Below are 19597 nucleotides of genomic sequence, written 5' to 3'. Positions count from 1 at the left end.
TAGATGAAAGTTAAATTGCTATCGGCGTTAAATGACAATAATGTTGATGTGGCTAAAACTTGTAGCCAACGTCAATTGGCAATGACGATTTTTGCAATCGCTGATGAGTTTGACCAAAATCTGCCCCTTAACCTCTGCTTGATTCTGGATAAAAGTGGTTCTATGCATGGACAACCAATTAAAACGGTGATCCAGGCAGTGGAAGGATTAATAGATCGGTTGAAAGTAGGCGATCGCATCTCAGTTGTGGCTTTTTCCGGTTCTGCGGAAGTGATTATCCCTAACCAAGCGATCGAAGACCCCGAAAGCATCAAATCTCAAATAAAAAGCAAACTCAGCGCTAGCGGCGGTACTGCGATCGCTGAAGGTTTGGAACTGGGAATTACAGAACTGATGAAGGGCACAAGAGGCGCTGTTTCCCAGGCGTTTTTGCTGACGGATGGGCATGGTGAAAGCGGTTTACGGGTTTGGAAGTGGGATATCGGGCGAGATGACAACAAGCGCTGTCTCAAACTGGCGCAAAAGGCTGTCAAGCTAAATCTAACTATCAACACTTTCGGATTTGGCAATAACTGGAATCAGGATTTGCTAGAAAAAATTGCCGATGTTGGCGGTGGGACGTTAACTCATATTGAACGCCCTGAACAAGCTGTGGAGCAATTTAGCCGACTGTTTGGACGGATTCAGTCTATTGGGCTAACTAATGCCTATTTGCTGTTATCTCTAGTGCCCAATGTGCGATTAGCAGAACTTAAACCCATTGCCCAAGTTGCGCCAGACACAATCGAGTTACCAGTGGAACCCGAAGCTGATGGTAGCTTTGCTGTACGTTTGGGAGATTTGATGCAGGATGTAGAACGGGTAGTTTTGGCGAACATTTATCTGGGACAATTGCCAGAGGGTAAACAGGCGATCGCTCATCTGCAAATCCGTTATGATGACCCGTTGGTTAACGAACAAGGCTTGCTTTCGCCCTTGATGTCGGTGTATGCAGATGTAGTGCGGGCATATCAACCAGCGTCTAATCCCCAGGTACAACAGTCTATTTTAGCATTAGCGAAATATCGCCAAACCCAGTTAGCCGAGGCGAAATTGCAACAAGGCGATCGCACTGGTGCAGCTACAATGCTACAAACAGCAGCTAAAACCGCTTTACAAATAGGAGATAAAGGTGCAGCGACAGTGTTGCAAACCTCCGCTACCCGCCTGCAAGCTGGCGAAGAACTTTCCGAAGCAGACCTTAAGAAAACTAGGATTGTATCAAAAACTGTTTTACAAGAATAGTAAAAATTCAGCGTTGCTGATTGACGGGATGAAAGTTTCGTGCCAAGGCGCAAAGCGATAAAAAATATTCTATTCCTCAATTGAGCAACAAAGTAGTGGCATATTCTTAACTTATTGATTAACAACCAGCGAAGAGTTTGACTTATGCTGATCCAGAAGATTGTCCAAGAATTGCAAGATATTCCTGAAGACAAACTAGCAGAAATTTATGACCTAATTCACTACTTTCGGCTAGGTTTAAGTCAAGAACGTACACAACCCCGCACCCCTGGTTTATTGAAAGGAAAACTCGGCGATGCTTTCTTTGAACCACTGCCAGAAGATGAACTCCAGCAATGGGAATGAGCTACCTCATCGACACCCATATTCTGCTGTGGTGGCTCTTTGACGACCCAAAACTCCACACTGACTGCCGAGACATCATTCGCAACCCAGATCATCGCATTATTGTCAGCAGTGCTTCTGCTTGGGAAATCGCCACCAAATACCGCATGGGTAAACTACCCGAAGCTAAACAACTTGTTGAGCAATATTCACAGATATTGCATCAGGCTAAATTTCTCGAACTTGCTATCACTACAGCCCATGCACTCAGAGCAGGAAGCCTACCGATCGCCCACCGAGATCCCTTTGATCGCATGATCATGGCTCAGGCTGAAATCGAAAGTTTACCTGTAATAACCTACGATAAAGCTTTTCAGACTGGATTTATTCAGGTAATTCCCGACCTCAAATAAAACGAAGTATCGCCAAACCCAGTTAGCCGAGGCGAAATTGCAACAAGGCGATAGTCATATTTCGATAAATGTGTTCAGCCTTGATTTTTAATATCTGGTTCATCGCTTAAAACCTTTGTCAATCACTTATATTTAACTAACGAGCTAGCATAGTCACCAGTAATAGTAAGCTGTTGAGAGATTCTTGCTGAATGAAGCGATGGCTACGCCCGCCGCAGGCATCGCAAGCTAACGGCTTAACGATATACTAAAATGAATGCGGAAATTACTTAAATAAACAAGCAAACTGAGGTTTGAGAAAGTAAAACACCATTTTGAGTAAGCAATATGGCTTTTTGCTTATTAAATATGAAGTTTTGAGAAAGCAATAAGCCTTTTTGCTGATTTAATATAAATTTAAGTTAAATATGCGATCGCTTAGACATCAGGCAACAACGGTAAACGACGGATACGAATACGGCTTGGCTCAACTGTAACGGCTGCTCCTTGTTCCAAATCCTCTTCACACTCAGCGATTACCGCCAGCAACAGATGCGCTAATGCTTGAGAACGTAACCTTTCAATACGAATACGAATGACTGAAGGAGTAGTTGCTTGCGTTAGCGCCAGCAATGTATGAAAATCTGCATCGAGTGTAGCAACAACACGTTTCTCTTCTCTAGCTCTCTGGATGATTTCTGCATCTTCAGCTTCAGACATCCCAATTTCACCCACATGGATAGTGTCGATACCTGCATCACGTAGCAATGCTGCCGCAGAGAGTGGTAATCCCTGATCAAGCAACAGTTTCATAGCGGTTGGGTAGTTCAATGATGCGATCGTCCAAGTAGGACGATGCAAAAATTAAGGCTTGCTGAATATCTTCATCTTCTAATTCGGGAAACTCCTGGCGCAGTTCTTCTCGATTAGGGTAGGTAGCTAATAACTCAATCACCCGACGAACGGTAAGGCGAAGATTACGAATAGAGGGCTGTCCATTCATGCGATTGGGATTGCTGGTGATGCGATCTAATTTCATGGAAGTAACCCTATCTCCTTATGAAAATCATCGTTGTATATTGCTTCATACCAAAATGTAGTAGTTATAATCTGAATCTACAGTGATCAATATTACTCCAAATAAATCAGCGTCTTTAAGGCTGATGGCATCAAGGTCTGCATTTTCCAGATTAGCACTTTGCTAAAGCCCTTATCTAGCAAAAACTAGCAAAAATCTGCTAAAAGTGCTACAGGTAAATGGTTGTTAGCTTGAGAAGTACACATGAAAACTACAGGCATTCATCATGTAGCTATTATTTGTTCTGACTATGATCGCTCCAAAAAATTTTATGTGGAAGTTTTAGGATTTCCGATTATTCAAGAGACTTTTCGCGCCGAGAGAAATTCTTATAAATTAGATTTGCGAGTTGGAGAAAATGCTGAAATAGAGCTATTTTCTTTCCCAAATCCTTCACAACGGCCTAGTAAACCGGAGGCTTGTGGTTTAAGACATCTTGCTTTTAAAGTTGATGATGTTGAGGAAACTGTTTTTTATTTAAAATCGAAAGGAGTGGAGGTAGAAAATATCAGAGTTGATGAGATTACAAATAAAAAATTTACTTTTTTTAAAGACCCAGATAATTTGCCGTTAGAGATTTATGAGCATTCAACTTAGTGCTGACGGACGAACTTGCCATTACTATAGATAATGAAGCGCAGAATTACGGCTTATTTCTATCCAAATTGGTATATTCACAACTCTTGTAGAAGCGATCGCTTTAAGATATGTTTTTTATAGTATCCCTCCATTTATGCGTCAAATTCACGGCATAAAATTTATCACGTTGTTTGGGGGACAGTAAATACTTCTACCAAAAGAATCGCCAGTTTCTGCATCCATTAGTTCCACAAGTTTAGCGTTATCAGTACAGACACTTCTACCTCTAGACATTCTTAACTCACCTTGGACAAAACCACTCACTATCCACACCATCCGGTTGTTAGAAATTGATGATTTGTACTCTCCTGTTGTGGCTGCAAATTCCTTGTATGTTGTAAGTTTTGCTTCTGTTATTTGCATCTTGCTAGACCAAAGAGGTTATCAGACGAGTTTTGAGGTCAGATATTATGCGCGAGTCAGTGATTTATCAAGATATTTTAGAAGAAGGCAAAGCTGAAGCTTTACTTGAAGTGGCAAGCAATCTTTTTAATACTGGTATGCCATTAGAACAAATAGCAAGGTTGACAGGGTTATCTATTGAGCAGTTACAGTATTTGCAGGTAACTGAGTCTGGTGATTCCAAATAAATAATCGGTGCAGGTTGACTGCACCGATTGCACAATTTATATTTAATTGCACCGGACATTTCCCTCACGCCAATGCTGAAGCTTGGGGTTTGGCAAAAATCATTCTTCCTGCGGTGGTTTGCAAAGCACTGGTAACTACTACTCGCAATTCACCACCCACATAACTGCTGCCTTCTTCAACGACTACCATTGTGCCGTCATCTAAGTAGCCAATGCCTTGACTGGGTTCTTTGCCTTCCTTGAGAATTTTTAAATCCAGGTTGTCGCCAGGTAAATAACTAGGACGGACGGCATTTACTAAATCATTCACATTCAAAACAGGTACTTTCTGAACACTGGCGACTTTAGACAAGTTGTAGTCGTTAGTTAGCAATGTACCGCTAATTTCTTGGGCGAAACGTACTAACTTAGCGTCCACTGTGGGAATATCTTCGTAGTCAATTGTATTAATCACGATGCGATCGGGATATTGTTCTTTAATGCGGTTGAGAATTTCTAGTCCTCGCCTTCCCCGCACTCGCTTTTGATCTTTACTAGCATCCGCTACTTGTTGGAGTTCTTGCAAGACAAACTGCGGTACAAGAATTTGCCCTTCCAAAAACCCTGTTTCTAATAACGCTTCAATGCGACCATCGATAATGCAACTGGTGTCTAAAACTTTGGTATTGGCTGGTTTTAGCGTTCCTTCCACTACCATCGATTCGACGGTGTTGGGATTAATAAACCGTAATAAGCCTCGCCCGTGGGTGTCTGCCAAATTCATGCCAGTGACGGAGAGGATAATACTGCCGACGACTGCCACTAGTGGCTTAATAAATCCAAAATCTGCCGGGATGGGTAGCAAAAATAGTGGGGCTAGCATCAGGTTAGCTAGCAATAGCCCAATCACTAAGCCGATCGCACGAGTTAAGATCACTTCCAGAGGCATTTCTTTGATTTGTGACTCTAGGCGACGATATGTCGTCTGGAAACTCAGCCCGATCGCACCACCAATAATAGCGGCAAAGACGGCAACAATTAAGCGTAAAGCTTCAAGATTTGTTACTTGATCTAGCGTGCCATTGGGTAGTAGTTCGATGCTGTAGAACCCTATTCCCGACGCTGCTAAGATAAATGAGAAAATAATAATGGCGTCAAGCATGGTTGTCTTGTTTTCCTGCAACTGTGTTCACCGATAAAGTTAAGTATTTTTTATTTCATCGGTAAGATAAACTAATCAATATTGACTTACACTAAGGGTTTAGTAGGGCAATATCTGCATTTATTATAACTAAAGGCTTTTATCTTAATATTTTTCATTATTTTGTTGTAAAACCGCAAAAAATTGTAAATAAACTATTCATTTTCACTGTTTTTAATTCGCAGTTGGCTTAACTTAAAACTTTTCTCAAAATGAGTCAAAAATTTAGTATTTCTGGAATTGCGAGTTCTGCTTATGTGCATATTCCCTTTTGCAGACGGCGGTGTTTTTATTGTGATTTCCCGGTGTCTGTTGTGGGCGATCGCTTGCGGGGCGAAACATCTGGTACTATCTCCCAATATGTTGAGGTACTATGTCAAGAAATTGCCATTACACCAGCATTTGGCCAACCTCTAAAGACAATTTTCTTTGGTGGCGGTACTCCTTCGCTGCTATCAATAGAGCAACTACAACGGATAGTAACAGAGTTAGAGAAGCATTTTGGTATTGCCTCTGGGGCAGAAATTTCTATGGAAATTGACCCAGCCACCTTTGATTTACCACATATAGCAGGCTATCGCAATGCGGGTGTGAACCGAGTAAGTTTAGGTGTACAAGCCTTTCAATCAGAATTATTGCAAAGGGCGGGGCGATCGCACTCAGTTGAGGATATTTTTGCAGCTGTGGAACTAATTCACCAAGTCGAGATTCCCGAATTTAGCTTAGACTTAATTTCCGGGTTGCCGCATCAGTCTTTGGATCAATGGCAGGATTCCCTAGAAAAAGCAGTGGAGCTTGTACCCACTCACATTTCTATCTATGATCTTACCATCGAACCAGGTACAGCTTTTGGTCGTTACTACAAACCGGGTGATACTCCTTTGCCTACGGATGAAGCTACAGTCCAAATGTACCAGATGGGGCAGCAAGTTTTGACTGGTGCAGGTTATGAGCATTATGAAATTTCCAATTATGCTCAACCTGGCCATCAGTGTAGGCATAATCGAGTCTATTGGGAAAACTGTCCTTATTATGGCTTTGGTATGGGTGCGGCGAGTTATGTTGACGGGAAGCGCTTCACCCGTCCGCGCAAGACTAGGGAGTATTACCAGTGGGTGCAAGCTGGCGGTGTGATTGATTGTGATGTGACTCCCCTAAACGAAGTATTGTTAGAAACGTTAATGCTGGGGTTGCGTTTGGCGGAGGGTTTAAGTTTAGCGGCGTTAGTGCAGGGGTTTGGGGAAGAGAAGGTTGAAGAAATTTGCCAGTGTTTGCAAGGATATTTTGAGAAAGGTTGGGTGGAAGTTGTAGAAGGAAGGTTGCGTTTGATTGATCCCCAAGGGTTTTTGTTTTCTAATGTAATTTTGGCGGATTTGTTTGAAAAGTTGGGGTAACAAACCGCAGAGGCGCGGAGGACGCAGAGAGGAGGGGAGGTTTAAAGCTGATGAGGAGTAACGATTTATGCAAAAAAATAAAGTTAGAAAAGCTGTGATTCCAGTAGCTGGTTTTGGCACTCGTTTGTTTCCAGCTACCAAAGTTGTGAAAAAAGAACTTTTCCCGATCATTGATCGAGATGGTAGGGCAAAACCGGTCATTCTCGCAATTATTGAAGAAGCAATAAGTGCTGGAATTACAGAAGTTGGGATTGTGGCGCAGCCGGATGATAGAGAAATATTTGAAAATTTATTAAAAAATCCACCTAAAAAAGAATTTTTCGATAAACTTTCACCGCAAAATCAAGAATATAGCCGATATCTTGAAGATTTAGGTAGTAGAATTACCATATTATTGCAAGAGGAGCAATTAGGCTATGGTCATGCGGTATTTTGTGCCAAGGATTGGGTGCAAAATGAGCCGTTTTTGCTCATGTTAGGCGACCACATTTATGCATCTGACATTGAAAAATCTTGTGCTAGTCAAGTTTTAAATGTTTATACACAAGTTAATCAAAGTGTTGTTAGCTTAACTACAAAGCCAGCAGAAATTCTTCATACAGCCGGGTGTGTAACAGGAGTTTGGCAAGAGTTAAACTCGATTATAGAAGTTACACAACTTTATGAAAAACCTACTATTGAGTATGCACAACAGCATTTACGTGTAGAGGGAATGGCAGAAAATGAGTTTTTATGTATATTCGGTTTATATTTACTTACACCGAAAATTTTTGACTTTCTAGCAGAACATATCAACCAAAATTTTCGAGAACGAGGTGAATTTCAGTTAACTTCTTGTCTTGAGAGATTGTGTCAGGAAGAGGGAATGACAGGATATGTTGTTAAAGGTAAGTGTTTTGATACAGGATTGTCAGATGCTTATCGTCAGACAATGATTGATTTTAGAAATTTATAATTAGTTAAATAAAAAGACTACTAAGCTCGACCTTATCGATTTTCTGGCAACGCTCAAGCTGACGCAGAAAGCTTTGTAAAACAGTAGTTTTACTTTTTAGTTTTCACATGGAAAAAGTTTTTGCCAAAAAGCTAGGGTTTTACCGTATTAAAAGAACCAAGCTCTTAATTTTGGATGAAGTCGAGCTAAGAGTCGAGAGTAGGGACTTCCGGAATTCCGTTAAATGAAATACTATTCAGTTATACGCTGATGCTATTGGTAACAAGCCTTGGTTTCAGATAGTTGTAATTTATTAAACGACTCTTGTTGTTCAACTCAATTTTACGCTCTACTTCGTTCAACTCCTGCTGAAATGTAACTAAAATATCTTGAGCCTCTGGGTCTACAAACTTATTGTCATAGTAGCCTAGTCTGTCATAACGGTAGGCTGACAGAATGAATAAAATCGACAATTGGTCAGCAGTTTGCTTCGACGGTGGTAGACATGATAATAGGCTTTTGCGGTCAGGAATAGTGCCTTCTGCTGTCATTTGTCTATAAGCAGCAAGGGGCATATTGGGCATAAAAGTCATATATTCATATTGCGGATAGTTAACAGCAGCGTGCTGCGGTCCACAGGTGAAGATAACCGCAGTAGCAATGTCAACTAATTGGTTTAATGTTTCGATGCGGTTAGGAACACCCTTGACTCGTCCGCCTGATTGGGAAACTAATTCCTGCGCCCAAGCTTGTAATTCAAAGTCTGCTGTTAAGTCTTGAGGAGTTTTGTAGTATAGCTTCAAGTATTCAGACACAAACTTTTTAATTGCATTCCATAATAGCAAACCATCGTCTCGATAAGGATAGTGAGGTAACTTATCTGGATCATCCACACCCCGATTTTTTAGTTCAGTAGGTAAAGAAAACTGATCTAAGCTCCATTCTTCATAGGCGTTGACGACAATTTGTAATGACTCTTGCAAAGTTCCAGCTAGCAATTCGTCAACAGGGCCGCCTCTATTAACTAGGCGCTTACGTGCTAAGTCATTATTAGCCAACATGAAACGGAAGTGGGGTTTTAGTAGTAAGTTGAGGGGATGGTTTTCGGCTAGTTGACGGGCTGTGACAATAGCAAAGGGTTCCATAACAAAGTGAGTTCGGCAAAGATGGCTACTCATTTCATGATGGTTAGCATCAGCAATTTGAACACAAAGCTTGGCATGAAACCAGGTTAAAGGGCTATCAAAAGGTGTAATTAGCTGACTCTGTTTACCATCTGTAGGGTTTATTTGGATAGCAATAGGTACAAGTTGACCGCGATCGCTAAAACCAGAACTGCGCCAACAAAAGAAAGCTATAGGGGTTGGTAAATACTTTTTACCTCTCTCGTAATTACCTCCTTTAACAAATGCAAGCGCTCTATAATCAGCTACATATAAATTTCCATTTGCAAGCTTTTCTACTAAGTTGATAGAGTCACCAAACTTTTCTTGCAGTTCTAAAATGGTAAATGCAAAGCCAGGTGGCATCTGCTGAATTCGGCGTAAAACAAGAGGATTTACCCCACAAAGCCGTTGTTCACAAAAAGAGTCATCAGTTTGGTATGTTTTGATGACATTAGGTCTAGGCAAAACTGGAAAATAGTCTTCATAGTCTTGCAATTCATCTAAAGGATCCCATAAAGAACGGGTTTTAACCGCCAACATATTTATTGGAAGCTCTGCCGACTCTACTGTGCGTTCAGCAATATACTTAGTAGAAAAATTTTCGCTAAAGGGTACATCTTTAAGCATCGCCATAGGCGCTAAAAAGTCGTGATCAAATTCATACTCTCCTTGGTTGCGCTCTAGCAAACTTTTGCGTTTCGTAGGGTCAGTATCATTTTGGGGAAGGCATGGTTTCATAAATGTTTATCCAAGTTTAAAGTAAGAACAATAACAAGTAAGTTAGCTATATTTCCCTAGATAACTTACTCAGCAAGCTTGGCATTTAATTTTGAAAACTGCAATAGCACTTTAAAAGTATTCATATGATTGTTGTACAAAACAACATTCGCTAAATCATCTTATACAACTTTGACACAAGTATAAAAATTAATAAACTTGTAAGCGTTTAATAGTTAGTCGTCGCAATCAATAATACCTACAAAACTATGTGGTAATAGTTGAATGATTGCAATAAAATTATTAAATTTAGATTTCAAAGCCTTGTTATTTTGACTTCTAAAATCTGGAATTTAAAATTCTACATAAATTATTTAACAGTGTTTATTAGTACCTGTCCGTAAACTGCAAAATCTATACTTTTGAAATGTTAACGTTAAGTATGAATCAAGGTTACTTATTGTTTTTATGCAGAGTATCTATATTTTGTAAAAATTCTTCACTTATAATCAAAACTGCTGGGGGTCATTCTTAAATTTATCGACGGTAGTACCAGCGATCGCTACAGGCGATTCCTGCTACTTGGATACATTAGTTCCTAACAAGTGCTGCGATCGCAGCTACCAGTTTAGCAGGATCGGCTGGTTTCGCAATATGGAGTTGAAATCCGGCTGTAAAAACTTGTTTTTGTGTGGTTTCTGCGGCGTAAGCACTGAGAGCGATCGCGGGAATTTGTCCACCTAAATTGGCGGGCATTGCTCGTAACTTTCTGATCAAAGTATAACCGTCAACATCTGGCATACCTAAATCGCTTAACAGCAAATCTGGCTTTGACTGCATAATTGCAGTCAGTGCTTCATTGGCAGATGCTGCGATCGTCACGATTGCTCCCTGCTGTTCTAATAAAAAAGCCAGAAACTCACGCGTATCAGCGTTATCATCTACAATTAACAAACGTATTCCTTCTAGTGGAGCATAAAGCATACAGGATGGATACAAATCATCTGATAAATTGTTATTTTCCTTTCCTAATTCCAAATGTTGAAATACGGGTAGGCAAACTGTAAACGTCGCGCCTTGTCCTTCTCCTAAGCTCTCTGCTGAAACTGTACCGCCATGTAACTCGACAAGTTGGCGCACAATCGCTAGACCAAGTCCTAGTCCACCAAAACTTCGGGTTGTACTACTATCTGCCTGACGGAAATACTCAAATACGTATGGCAGAAAGTCAGGACTAATACCTTTACCTGTGTCACTAACTCTCAGCTGTACCTCAGAATTAATCTGTTTTAAGTAGACTTCTACCTGTCCGCCGGATGGTGTGAATTTAACGGCGTTAGAGAGCAAATTCCAAATAATTTGTTGAATACGGCTACTATCACCCTTTACCTGTCCGATTCCTGTATCCAAATGAACATTAATTTGAACGGACTTTGCTTCTGCTGCTAATTGCACTGTTTCTAAAGCAGCTTGAACAGTAAAAACAAGATTAACCCTTTCTAAATTAAGTGCTAACTTGCCCTGGAGAATGCGAGAGATATCTAACAAATCTTCAATCAACTGAGCCTGTAATTCAGCATTTCGTTCGATGGTTTCCAGGGCACGCACAGTAGTAGCTTCGTTTAATGAGCGATTTTTTAGTAGCTTTGCCCACCCCAAAATTGGATTAAGAGGAGAACGAAGTTCATGAGAAACAATTGCTAAAAATTCATCTTTTATACGGTTTGCTTTCTCAGCAACTTCTTTAGCTAGTTGGCGTTCTTCTGCTATTGCTAGAGCCTGATCGCGGAGGTTTTTATATTCCTGAACTCGGAATGTTAAATCTGTCAAATCTTCAATTGAAAAAAGAGCATAAAATCCATCTCCATGCAACGCAGATACAGCAGTAACAGTTGTGTGTTGAATGCGGTATTTATCTTTGGATAGAGGTACTGGAATGATATATTTATGCAGTTGAGAAGAAAAAATTGTCGGAGGCCCGCCTTGAAAAATTTGGTACAAACGGCTAGCGTAACGAGGTTGATTCAGATGAGGAAAATATTCCTGAATAGAAATTCCCAAAATTTTACTTTTCGGAATTTTTGTCCATTCCTCTAAACAGGAGTTCCAGAAGATAACAATATAATCTGATTGTAGAACAAAAGCTCCTAAGGGAATTTTATCTAAAAGGCTAAATTTTTCCTGAGCTTGTTCAATTATATTCATTGCGTTATCAATTTTTTTTAAGATTTATTTAAATTATTTTTACTATAATTATATTATTGGATTATTCCGATTTTACTCATTCATTGCATTGATGAGCGCATCAAAAGTGCCGACCAGAAATATTAAAATAATATCTCCGATAATTTCTAAGCGTTCAATTGTGAAACTAGCTTGTGCCAGTAATATTTTTGAATCGCTTTCGTATGCAGATAATAATAAATTTTCAAGAGTATCTTCTAAATAAACGGGCAATGTATAGTTTAGATGCCTTTTTAGCACATTACTGAGTGAACCCATTACCCCATTTATAACAATGTTCCCAATCTCGCTCAGTGTGCCAATTTTAACTGCATCTAGGTCAGCCGATCCTGGCTTTTCACCTGTAAGCACTGCAACCAATGTTGATGCGCTTTCAGTTGGAAAAATTAAGCTAGCAGTGCCATAAAAAGAGCCTGCAAAGCGTAGTTTTACAGCTGCCAAAGTATCATCCTGAAATCGTTTTGTTAATTCTTGATATGCTTCGTTAGCAGTTAAGACTTTAACAACCGGAATTTTCAGACGAATGTGAGAGTCAACCATTTCATTAAGTAGACTTGCTGCTCGACCAACTCCAATATTAATTAACTCTTGTAGGGCATCTAGTTCTTCTGCTGTCACATTCATGAAAACTTATTCCTTGGTATCAATAACTTCCTGGACTGCCTTTCGCAATTCACTTTCTTTCGGCGGTTTATTAATAAAGTTGACTGCGCCCAGGTTATAGCTTTGATTGCGTGCCCCTTCTTGGATATCGGCAGAAATGATAATGGTCGGAATTTTTAATTCTTTATCTTGCATAGCTTTCAAAAATTCAAACCCATTCATATCTGGCATTAAAAGATCCACTAATACACAATTTGGCTTATGGTTATCAACCATTTCTAATCCCTCACGCCCATTAGCTGCTTCGATAATTTCATAACCATCGATTTGCAGAAACTTACGAATCATTCTGCGAGAAAAAGCTGCATCATCGATAATCAAAACCATTGCCATCAGTTTTGTCCTTTTATGCTTTAGCTTAATAATTTTCGATTTAGACTAATTAGCCTATATTATTAATTGAAATGAATAAATTAAAGAATAAATAAATATAATTTTACAATTATCAATAATAGTTTCGGAAAAATTATCAAACTCGCTGAAACTATAATGCTGTGGAGCTAAAATTATTAATAATAGAAGCTTTTAAAATTTGTTAAGTGTTTGAAATCCGATCTAATGCCAGCTTTCTTATCCTTTGCCAATGCAAAATTATTGTGTGGTGGATATCGGTTAGACGGTCGATTTCTCGCAGGCTCATGCCATTAAGATGCATTTTGAGGCATAGCTGCTTGACATGGTTTGAGTATTACCAAGGTTGTTAGGATTTGAGAAACTGATGATTGCATTGTTTGCACTTGTTAAGATTGTCTGTCTTGACGACGACCATTTTTGAAACTTTAAGTTGAATAGCAACGATAACATTGCCTATCTCTCAACTATATCATTAAGGTAAATATTATGTCTTCAGCCTGAAAAAATACAAACATCTCTCTTTAGATAGAGATTGCTGAGGTTTAATATTAAATTAGTATTAAAATATAAGATATATAAATTTTTACTTTATTAACCGATGGAGTTAAATGAAATTGACGATGATATAGAAGCATTTCTTGTTGAAAGCTATGAGAACTTGAATCAAATTGAAGGCGATATTATTGAGCTAGAGAAAGCATCTAGTGATGGAGAAGCATTAGTTCGGATTTATCGCTCACTCCATACGCTTAAAGGGAATTGCGGCTTTTTACCGTTTCCTAATTTGGAATCACTTGCTCATGCTGGAGAGAATTTGCTCTCGTGTCTGCGCGATCGCACGATCGCAATCACCCCTGACATTATTAGTACTTTACTACAAACAGTTGACAGCATTCGGCAAATCCTGTCTCAAATTCAAGCTACAAAGCATGATGGCGATGTCTACGACGGGCTGCGCCTACGCGATTATTCAGCACTGATCGGGGCATTAACCCGATTGTCAGAAACGAAACAGACTCCAAAACCCTCTCATTCGCATGAGCCTGTTGTTAATACACAAACGCCACAAAAAGATACAGCAGGTGGTGAGTCTGTCAATAACGAACTCACAGAAATATCAACGACAACATCAGAATCTGCTTATATCCGAGTCAATGTCAATCTGCTAGATCAGATGATGAATCTAGTGGGTGAACTCGTTTTAGCTCGTAATCAGATAATCGGATTTAGTACAAAATTTAAGGATAATAGTTTTGCTACTACTTGCCAGCACCTGAGCCTACTTACAGCCCAGTTGCAGGAAGGGGTGATGAAAACTCGACTGCAACCAATTAGTTCCATTTGGCAAAAGTTACCTCGCGTCACCCGCGATTTAGCGATCGCTTCCGGTAAAGAAGTTGAGGTGGAGATGGAGGGGGCAGATACTGAACTAGACAAAAGTATTATTGAAACAATTAAAGACCCCTTGACACACTTAGTACGCAACTGCATCGATCATGGGATTGAATTACCAGCCGAGCGGGTTGCTTGTGGAAAGCCAAGCTTAGGAAGGCTATTTCTCAGAGCCTTTCACGAAAGCGGCAAAGTCAATATTGAAATTGGTGATGATGGTCGCGGTCTGAATTTAGAACGGCTCAAAGGGCGAGCGCAGCAACTTGGTTTAGTGAACGCTATGCAGGCTGCAACCATGAGCGAATCAGAAGCGATGAACTTAATTTTTTTATCTGGCTTCTCGACTGCCGAACAGGTGACTTACCTTTCCGGGCGCGGGGTTGGGATGGATATTGTCAAGAGCAATATTGAGAAGATTAACGGAACGGTTGAAATTTATAGCCAACAGGGACAAGGAACGACTTTCAAAATCAAGATTCCGTTAACATTGGCAATTATTCCAGCATTGATTGTTACCAGTGGAGGCTATTGCTATGCCATTCCCCAAGCGAGTCTACAAGAGCTAGTACGCCTAGAAGCACTCAATAGCATTGAGGTATTATACGATGTGCCTGTGTATCGCTTGCGCGGTAATCTTGTACCCTTGATTTATCTCAACGAAGTATTGCAACAGGATATTGTCAGGAACTTAGAAACACTCAGTCTAGTAATTGTACAAGTTGATAATTATCGCTTTGGACTGGTCGTAGACACAATTGAAGACATTCAAGATATTGTAGTTAAACCTTTAGGGAGACAGTTAAAGACGCTATCCCTATTTGCAGGAGCTACCGTTTTAGGGGATGGCACAGTGGCATTAATTATTGATGTTGTCGGTCTGGCAAACCGAACTGGTATAAGCGCCAAACAAAAGCAGTTGTTGAGCGAAAATGCTGCAAATAGCCAAGAGCAAGCAGGCGATCGCCAAACAATTTTACTGTTTAAGGGCCCCCAAGGCGCACGCATGGGTATTCCACTAGCGATCGCATATCGGCTCGAAGAGATTCTTGCTTCTGCTGTCGAAAAAGTCGGTAATCAGAATGTCTTTCAGTCTTACGGTCAAATTCTGCCACTAATTGATCTTTATAAGATATTTGGCAATTGTGATGCCTTCTCTACGAGAGGCTTCGCCAACGGCGGGCTACGCCAACGTAATCACTTGAAAGATGAGGCTTTGGCAACAGATGCAGAAACGCTCCAGATAATTATTGTCTCTCCATACTCAGAACTCAGCGTTGGGCTAGTGGTTGATCGCATTCTTGATATTGTGGAAGAACCACTAACCATTAAAGGTATTCCTAGTAGACCTGGTGTGCTTTTCTGTGCTGTAATTCAAGGACAAATCACAGAAATTCTTGACATTGAGACTGTAATTCAGATTGCTAACCCTCATTTGCTGCAACTGGCGACTCATGGCTGAACAACAAATTTGCACATTTTTTCTCAAAGGAGTTTACTTTGGTATTGACGTGCAACACGTTCAAGAAGTGATTCGTCCACAAGCAATGACTCGTGTACCTTTGGCATCACCAGATATCTGTGGATTGATTAATTTACGTGGACAAATTATTACTGTCATCGATTTGCAGCGTCGATTAGAGATGAGCGAACCGCAGACACAATCAACTACAAAACTTGTAGATGAACCGCAGGGATTTAATATCATTGTGTGTTCTGAGCATGAAGTAGTCAGTCTAAAGGTCGATTATGTGGGAGATGTTTTAGAGTTTGAACAAAACACCTTTCAACCCCCACCCGTAACGTTAAAAGGTAGAATGCGTCAGATGCTAGCAGGAGCTTACCCGCTCCCAGAGGGATTTCTGTTAGTTCTAGATGCCGAGAAAATTCTAGATGTTAATTTAACAAATCCGATTATCGAATAATTCAGGAGCGCTTTGCAATGACTACAAATCGGGCTGGGAAAACAGCCAACTCTAAATCTTCCTCGGTGGATAGTGCAGATTCGCAACCGACCGATGACAGTGTAATAAAAGTGCAATTGCAAGCGTTACTAATAGCACTTAAGGCGGCAAAAAACGGTGATTTTACCGTCCGTTTAGCTGATGAGAATAATGAACTGGGTGAAATCACCTCAGTTTTTAATGAATTGGTGAGTTTAAATCAAAACTTTGCTAACGAAGTTAATCGCTTGGCATCCGAGATTGGTATTGAAGGAAAGCTTGGTTCTCAAGCTGTTGTCAAAGCAGCAGGTGGGAGTTGGAAAGAATCGCTCGACAACTTGAATCAGATGTCTACAAATTTAAAAGAGCAGATAAAAGGTATTAATGAGGTCAGCCTTGCCGTTGCTCAAGGAAATTTGTCCAAGCAAATCGAGGCAAGCAATGCAGGAGAGTTTAAGCAGCTGACGGATAATGCAAATCAGATGATTAGCAGCCTACAGTCTTCAATCAGACAGATGACAGAGGTGGCAACAGCAGTTGCGTCTTCGGCAGAAGAACTGACCGCAGTCAGTAAAGAAATGAGTGAGAACGCCGAACAAACAGCTGAACAAGCCACTTCTGCGTCTGCCTCAGCTGAGCAGGTAAGTCAGAATACTAATACAGTAGTGACTGCCGTGGAAGAGATGAATGCTAGCATTCGAGAAATTGCTAAGACCGTTACTGAAGGAGCAAAGGTGACAACAGAGGCAGTTAAAACGGCTGACCGCACCAATGAGACAATTAATAAACTCGGTCAAAGCAGCATCGAAATTGGCAAAGTTATTAAAGTCATTACCTCGATCGCAGGGCAAACCAACCTGCTAGCGCTCAATGCTACGATTGAGGCGGCTAGAGCCGGGGATGCAGGTAGAGGATTTGCCGTAGTCGCAAATGAGGTGAAAGAATTAGCCAAACAAACGGCAAGTGCGACTGAAGATATAAGCTTGCGAATTGAAGCCATTCAGACAGATACAAAAAGCGCCGTTCAAGCCATCACTCAGATTACTAGTATTATCAATCAAATCAACGACTTCCAAAGCACGATTGCCAGTGCTATTGAGGAACAAACAGCAACTACCAATGAAATTGGTCGAAATATGGCTGAGGCAGCCAAAGGAACATCAGATATTGCTAAAAGTATTGGAATTGTGGCACTCAATACTCAAAGTACGACTACTGGAACTAGTAATACATTAGAGGCAGCTACAGAACTATCTCGAATGGCAGTAGATTTGCAGAAAGTAGTCAATCAGTTCAAGTATTAACAGAATGCCTAATGCCCAAAATCCGGGTACTAATTGTCGATGACGCCGTAGTAGTGCGGAGTCGAGTAAGTAAAATTTTGTCTAGCGATCCAGAGCTGGAGGTGGTAGGAGTTGCGGCTAACGGTCGCATTGCCCTTGCCAAGATTTCCCATGTTAATCCCGATGTGATCATCCTGGATATTGAAATGCCGGAGATGGATGGTTTGCAAACCTTGTCCGCTATCCGAAAAATATATCCACGCTTACCAGTGATTATGTATAGTACCTTCACACAGAGTGGAGCGATCGCAACTCTAGAAGCTCTTTCTTTAGGTGCTTCAGACTATGCCACAAAACCTAGTAATTTAGGAAATGTAGAGGCAGCAACCCAACATATTCGGGATGATTTAATTCCTAAAATTAAGGTATTTGGTACATTTTTCACACCCAGCGCAATTACCCATCCAGTTATTTTTCCTGTTCGTAGCGATATACAGCAGGTGAAGGTTCTGGCAATTGGGGTTTCTACGGGAGGCCCAAATGCTCTAGCTGTAGTGCTTAGGGAGTTTCCAGCAGATTTATCAGTGCCGATTGTGATTGTGCAACACATGCCGCCAATGTTTACGAAACTACTAGCTAAACAATTAGCTTCCAAGTGTCAAATCCCAGTAGATGAAGCGGTTTCTGGACAGCTACTAAAACCAGGGCATGCTTGGATTGCCCCAGGAGATTTTCATTTAATTGTGCAACGCGACAAAACTGGAGTTCGACTTGTTACCCATCAAGCATCCCCCGAAAATTCTTGTCGTCCTTCAGTCGATGTGCTGTTGCGATCGGTTGCACGGGTTTATGGAGGTGGGGCGATCGCAGTTATCCTCACAGGTATGGGGCAAGATGGGTTGCATGGCTGTCAGTGCATACGGGAAGCCGGTGGACAGGTACTTGCACAAGATAAAGCTACTAGCGTCGTGTGGGGAATGCCTAGTTTTGTTGTGAATGCCGGACTTGCTAATAAAATTCTTCCACTTAACCAAATCGCAGATGAAATTATGCACAGAATTCGTTTGAATCAAGTTCCTCCTTCAGACCTGTAATGACACAGATTATGGGTGTAAGCAGTACTGATTTTGAGTATCTTCGGGAGTTAGTTCATCATCATTCAGCCGTTGTGTTGTTTGGTGATAAAACTTATTTAGCAGAGTTACATTTGCAGCCAATTATCGAATCGGCAGGATTTGCTTCCATTCCTGATTTGGTTACTTACTTGCGAACTCACCCGTTTAATAGTCTTCACGTCCAGACAATTGAGGCGCTAGTCACTAACGAAACCTCATTCTTCCGTGATAGCCACCCTTTTGAAGCACTGAAAAAATACGTGCTACCAGAGTTAATTAAACAACGAGAAAGTGAGCGATCGCTCAACATTTGGTGTGCTGCCTGCTCTAATGGACAAGAACCTTATAGCATCGCCATACTAATTAATGAACATTTCCCCATGCTCCCCAATTGGCCTGTAAAATTAATTGCGACTGATTTTTCTACTAAGGTTTTAGCGCGTGCCCGCGAAGGGCATTATAACCAGCTTGAAATGAATCGTGGATTACCTAAAAATATTCGCGATCGCTACTTTCAAAAGCTAGATACTGACTGGCAAATAAAGGAACAAATCCGCCAGATGGTTGATTTTCGTCAGTTGAATCTTTTGCAATCTTGGTCATCTCTGCCGCAATTCGACGTTATCTTTTTACGGAATGTTCTAATCTACTTTGATGTTGTTACCAAGAAAGCCTTGCTAAAAAAAATTAAGCAGCAATTAAGACCAGATGGCTACTTGTTTCTAGGTAGTGGTGAAACGACTATCAGCCTAGATGAATCATTCAAGCGGGTTTTATTTGACAAGGCTATCTGCTATCGATTGCACAATCCTGAAGTTCAAATTGCCGATTGAGGTAAAAATTAGCAGGCTGCTGTTTGTTTGCAGTCACCTATACGCTTAAACAATTATAATTTCCAAACCAAGACC

At 40.7% G+C, this 19597-nt stretch carries 20 protein-coding genes; 12 read left to right on the top strand and 8 right to left on the bottom strand.

The window, feature by feature from the left end:
- Nucleotides 1-3 precede the first annotated feature (3 nt).
- From H6G96_RS05090 to H6G96_RS05080, 3 genes are all read left to right on the top strand, one after another.
- Entirely contained in the window at nucleotides 4-1284 is a 1281-nt protein-coding gene (locus tag H6G96_RS05090; RefSeq protein WP_190910430.1) for a VWA domain-containing protein, read from the top strand.
- A gap of 144 nt (nucleotides 1285-1428) precedes the next feature.
- Entirely contained in the window at nucleotides 1429-1629 is a 201-nt protein-coding gene (locus H6G96_RS05085; RefSeq protein ID WP_190910429.1) for a hypothetical protein, read from the top strand.
- Nucleotides 1626-2021, top strand: coding sequence for a type II toxin-antitoxin system VapC family toxin (locus H6G96_RS05080; RefSeq protein ID WP_242063174.1), 396 nt, complete (start codon nucleotides 1626-1628; stop codon nucleotides 2019-2021). The genes H6G96_RS05085 and H6G96_RS05080 overlap by 4 nt, the downstream gene beginning before the upstream one ends.
- A 417-nt stretch (nucleotides 2022-2438) precedes the next feature.
- Here the strand turns inward: H6G96_RS05080 and H6G96_RS05075 are convergent, their stop codons facing one another.
- Entirely contained in the window at nucleotides 2439-2813 is a 375-nt protein-coding gene (locus tag H6G96_RS05075; RefSeq protein ID WP_190910427.1) for a DUF5615 family PIN-like protein, read from the bottom strand.
- Nucleotides 2797-3039, bottom strand: coding sequence for a DUF433 domain-containing protein (locus H6G96_RS05070; RefSeq protein WP_190910426.1), 243 nt, complete (start codon nucleotides 3037-3039; stop codon nucleotides 2797-2799). Before H6G96_RS05070 ends, H6G96_RS05075 begins: the two co-directional genes overlap by 17 nt.
- Nucleotides 3040-3282: 243 nt before the next feature.
- Here H6G96_RS05070 and H6G96_RS05065 point away from each other — a divergent pair, with 243 nt between their 5' ends.
- A complete protein-coding gene (locus tag H6G96_RS05065) occupies nucleotides 3283-3675 on the top strand; it encodes a VOC family protein (protein WP_190910425.1) in 393 nt (130 codons plus the stop codon).
- A gap of 147 nt (nucleotides 3676-3822) precedes the next feature.
- Here the strand turns inward: H6G96_RS05065 and H6G96_RS05060 are convergent, their stop codons facing one another.
- On the bottom strand, nucleotides 3823-4080 hold the full coding sequence (locus H6G96_RS05060) for a hypothetical protein (protein ID WP_190910424.1): 258 nt from the start codon (nucleotides 4078-4080) through the stop codon (nucleotides 3823-3825).
- A 47-nt stretch (nucleotides 4081-4127) separates the two neighbouring features.
- Here H6G96_RS05060 and H6G96_RS05055 point away from each other — a divergent pair, with 47 nt between their 5' ends.
- Nucleotides 4128-4307, top strand: coding sequence for a hypothetical protein (locus tag H6G96_RS05055; protein ID WP_190910423.1), 180 nt, complete (start codon nucleotides 4128-4130; stop codon nucleotides 4305-4307).
- Between the two features lie 64 nt (nucleotides 4308-4371).
- On the opposite strand, the gene H6G96_RS05050 is transcribed toward H6G96_RS05055, so the two are convergent.
- The gene (locus tag H6G96_RS05050; protein WP_190910422.1) at nucleotides 4372-5448 is read right to left on the bottom strand and encodes a PIN/TRAM domain-containing protein; all 1077 of its coding nucleotides are present in this window, start codon (nucleotides 5446-5448) and stop codon (nucleotides 4372-4374) included.
- 251 nt (nucleotides 5449-5699) lie between these two features.
- On the opposite strand from H6G96_RS05050, the gene hemW reads away from it, so the two are divergent.
- Nucleotides 5700-6881 (top strand): radical SAM family heme chaperone HemW, encoded by a 1182-nt coding sequence (hemW, locus tag H6G96_RS05045; RefSeq protein ID WP_190910421.1) that lies wholly within the window; start codon nucleotides 5700-5702, stop codon nucleotides 6879-6881.
- A 67-nt stretch (nucleotides 6882-6948) separates the two neighbouring features.
- A complete protein-coding gene (locus tag H6G96_RS05040; protein ID WP_190910420.1) occupies nucleotides 6949-7836 on the top strand; it encodes a UTP--glucose-1-phosphate uridylyltransferase in 888 nt (295 codons plus the stop codon).
- Nucleotides 7837-8075: 239 nt separating this feature from the next.
- On the opposite strand, the gene H6G96_RS05035 is transcribed toward H6G96_RS05040, so the two are convergent.
- The 4 genes from H6G96_RS05035 to H6G96_RS05020 all read right to left on the bottom strand — a co-directional run bounded on the left by H6G96_RS05035 (nucleotide 8076) and on the right by H6G96_RS05020 (nucleotide 12938).
- On the bottom strand, nucleotides 8076-9719 hold the full coding sequence (locus H6G96_RS05035; RefSeq protein ID WP_190910419.1) for a lipoxygenase family protein: 1644 nt from the start codon (nucleotides 9717-9719) through the stop codon (nucleotides 8076-8078).
- A gap of 570 nt (nucleotides 9720-10289) precedes the next feature.
- Nucleotides 10290-11903 carry an ATP-binding protein gene (locus H6G96_RS05030; protein ID WP_190910418.1) on the bottom strand — a complete coding sequence of 538 codons (1614 nt, stop codon included), beginning with the start codon at nucleotides 11901-11903 and terminating at the stop codon, nucleotides 10290-10292.
- Nucleotides 11904-11975: 72 nt separating this feature from the next.
- Nucleotides 11976-12566 carry a chemotaxis protein CheC gene (locus tag H6G96_RS05025; RefSeq protein WP_190910417.1) on the bottom strand — a complete coding sequence of 197 codons (591 nt, stop codon included), beginning with the start codon at nucleotides 12564-12566 and terminating at the stop codon, nucleotides 11976-11978.
- Nucleotides 12567-12572: 6 nt separating this feature from the next.
- The gene (locus tag H6G96_RS05020; RefSeq protein WP_190910416.1) at nucleotides 12573-12938 is read right to left on the bottom strand and encodes a response regulator; all 366 of its coding nucleotides are present in this window, start codon (nucleotides 12936-12938) and stop codon (nucleotides 12573-12575) included.
- 619 nt (nucleotides 12939-13557) lie between these two features.
- Here H6G96_RS05020 and H6G96_RS05015 point away from each other — a divergent pair.
- Genes H6G96_RS05015 through H6G96_RS04995 form a run of 5 tightly spaced genes read left to right on the top strand, consistent with a single transcriptional unit; the run spans nucleotide 13558 to nucleotide 19522 of the window.
- Nucleotides 13558-15810, top strand: coding sequence for a chemotaxis protein CheA (locus tag H6G96_RS05015; protein ID WP_190910415.1), 2253 nt, complete (start codon nucleotides 13558-13560; stop codon nucleotides 15808-15810).
- Entirely contained in the window at nucleotides 15803-16273 is a 471-nt protein-coding gene (locus tag H6G96_RS05010) for a chemotaxis protein CheW (RefSeq protein WP_190910414.1), read from the top strand. Before H6G96_RS05015 ends, H6G96_RS05010 begins: the two co-directional genes overlap by 8 nt.
- Before the next feature lie 17 nt (nucleotides 16274-16290).
- Nucleotides 16291-17595 (top strand): HAMP domain-containing methyl-accepting chemotaxis protein, encoded by a 1305-nt coding sequence (locus H6G96_RS05005; protein ID WP_190910413.1) that lies wholly within the window; start codon nucleotides 16291-16293, stop codon nucleotides 17593-17595.
- An 11-nt stretch (nucleotides 17596-17606) separates the two neighbouring features.
- Nucleotides 17607-18668, top strand: a complete 1062-nt coding sequence (locus H6G96_RS05000; protein ID WP_190910412.1) for a chemotaxis response regulator protein-glutamate methylesterase — start codon at nucleotides 17607-17609, stop codon at nucleotides 18666-18668.
- A complete protein-coding gene (locus H6G96_RS04995) occupies nucleotides 18668-19522 on the top strand; it encodes a protein-glutamate O-methyltransferase CheR (protein WP_190910411.1) in 855 nt (284 codons plus the stop codon). Before H6G96_RS05000 ends, H6G96_RS04995 begins: the two co-directional genes overlap by 1 nt.
- Nucleotides 19523-19597 lie beyond the last annotated feature (75 nt).

Source organism: Nostoc sp. FACHB-892 (genome assembly GCF_014698795.1).
GTDB lineage: Bacteria > Cyanobacteriota > Cyanobacteriia > Cyanobacteriales > Nostocaceae > Nostoc.
The sequence above is the reverse complement of the archived record's forward strand: the minus strand, read 5'-3'. Positions and strand labels throughout refer to the sequence as shown.

Excerpts from the sequence above, each read along its gene's own strand:
- H6G96_RS05090 (WP_190910430.1), top strand. The coding sequence starts at position 4 with ATGAAAGTTAAATTGCTATCGGCGTTAAATGACAATAATGTTGATGTG.
- H6G96_RS05085 (WP_190910429.1), top strand. The coding sequence starts at position 1,429 with ATGCTGATCCAGAAGATTGTCCAAGAATTGCAAGATATTCCTGAAGAC.
- H6G96_RS05080 (WP_242063174.1), top strand. The coding sequence starts at position 1,626 with ATGAGCTACCTCATCGACACCCATATTCTGCTGTGGTGGCTCTTTGAC.
- H6G96_RS05075 (WP_190910427.1), bottom strand. The coding sequence starts at position 2,813 with ATGAAACTGTTGCTTGATCAGGGATTACCACTCTCTGCGGCAGCATTG.
- H6G96_RS05070 (WP_190910426.1), bottom strand. The coding sequence starts at position 3,039 with ATGAAATTAGATCGCATCACCAGCAATCCCAATCGCATGAATGGACAG.
- H6G96_RS05065 (WP_190910425.1), top strand. The coding sequence starts at position 3,283 with ATGAAAACTACAGGCATTCATCATGTAGCTATTATTTGTTCTGACTAT.
- H6G96_RS05060 (WP_190910424.1), bottom strand. The coding sequence starts at position 4,080 with ATGCAAATAACAGAAGCAAAACTTACAACATACAAGGAATTTGCAGCC.
- H6G96_RS05055 (WP_190910423.1), top strand. The coding sequence starts at position 4,128 with ATGCGCGAGTCAGTGATTTATCAAGATATTTTAGAAGAAGGCAAAGCT.
- H6G96_RS05050 (WP_190910422.1), bottom strand. The coding sequence starts at position 5,448 with ATGCTTGACGCCATTATTATTTTCTCATTTATCTTAGCAGCGTCGGGA.
- hemW (WP_190910421.1), top strand. The coding sequence starts at position 5,700 with ATGAGTCAAAAATTTAGTATTTCTGGAATTGCGAGTTCTGCTTATGTG.
- H6G96_RS05040 (WP_190910420.1), top strand. The coding sequence starts at position 6,949 with ATGCAAAAAAATAAAGTTAGAAAAGCTGTGATTCCAGTAGCTGGTTTT.
- H6G96_RS05035 (WP_190910419.1), bottom strand. The coding sequence starts at position 9,719 with ATGAAACCATGCCTTCCCCAAAATGATACTGACCCTACGAAACGCAAA.
- H6G96_RS05030 (WP_190910418.1), bottom strand. The coding sequence starts at position 11,903 with ATGAATATAATTGAACAAGCTCAGGAAAAATTTAGCCTTTTAGATAAA.
- H6G96_RS05025 (WP_190910417.1), bottom strand. The coding sequence starts at position 12,566 with ATGAATGTGACAGCAGAAGAACTAGATGCCCTACAAGAGTTAATTAAT.
- H6G96_RS05020 (WP_190910416.1), bottom strand. The coding sequence starts at position 12,938 with ATGGCAATGGTTTTGATTATCGATGATGCAGCTTTTTCTCGCAGAATG.
- H6G96_RS05015 (WP_190910415.1), top strand. The coding sequence starts at position 13,558 with ATGGAGTTAAATGAAATTGACGATGATATAGAAGCATTTCTTGTTGAA.
- H6G96_RS05010 (WP_190910414.1), top strand. The coding sequence starts at position 15,803 with ATGGCTGAACAACAAATTTGCACATTTTTTCTCAAAGGAGTTTACTTT.
- H6G96_RS05005 (WP_190910413.1), top strand. The coding sequence starts at position 16,291 with ATGACTACAAATCGGGCTGGGAAAACAGCCAACTCTAAATCTTCCTCG.
- H6G96_RS05000 (WP_190910412.1), top strand. The coding sequence starts at position 17,607 with ATGCCCAAAATCCGGGTACTAATTGTCGATGACGCCGTAGTAGTGCGG.
- H6G96_RS04995 (WP_190910411.1), top strand. The coding sequence starts at position 18,668 with ATGACACAGATTATGGGTGTAAGCAGTACTGATTTTGAGTATCTTCGG.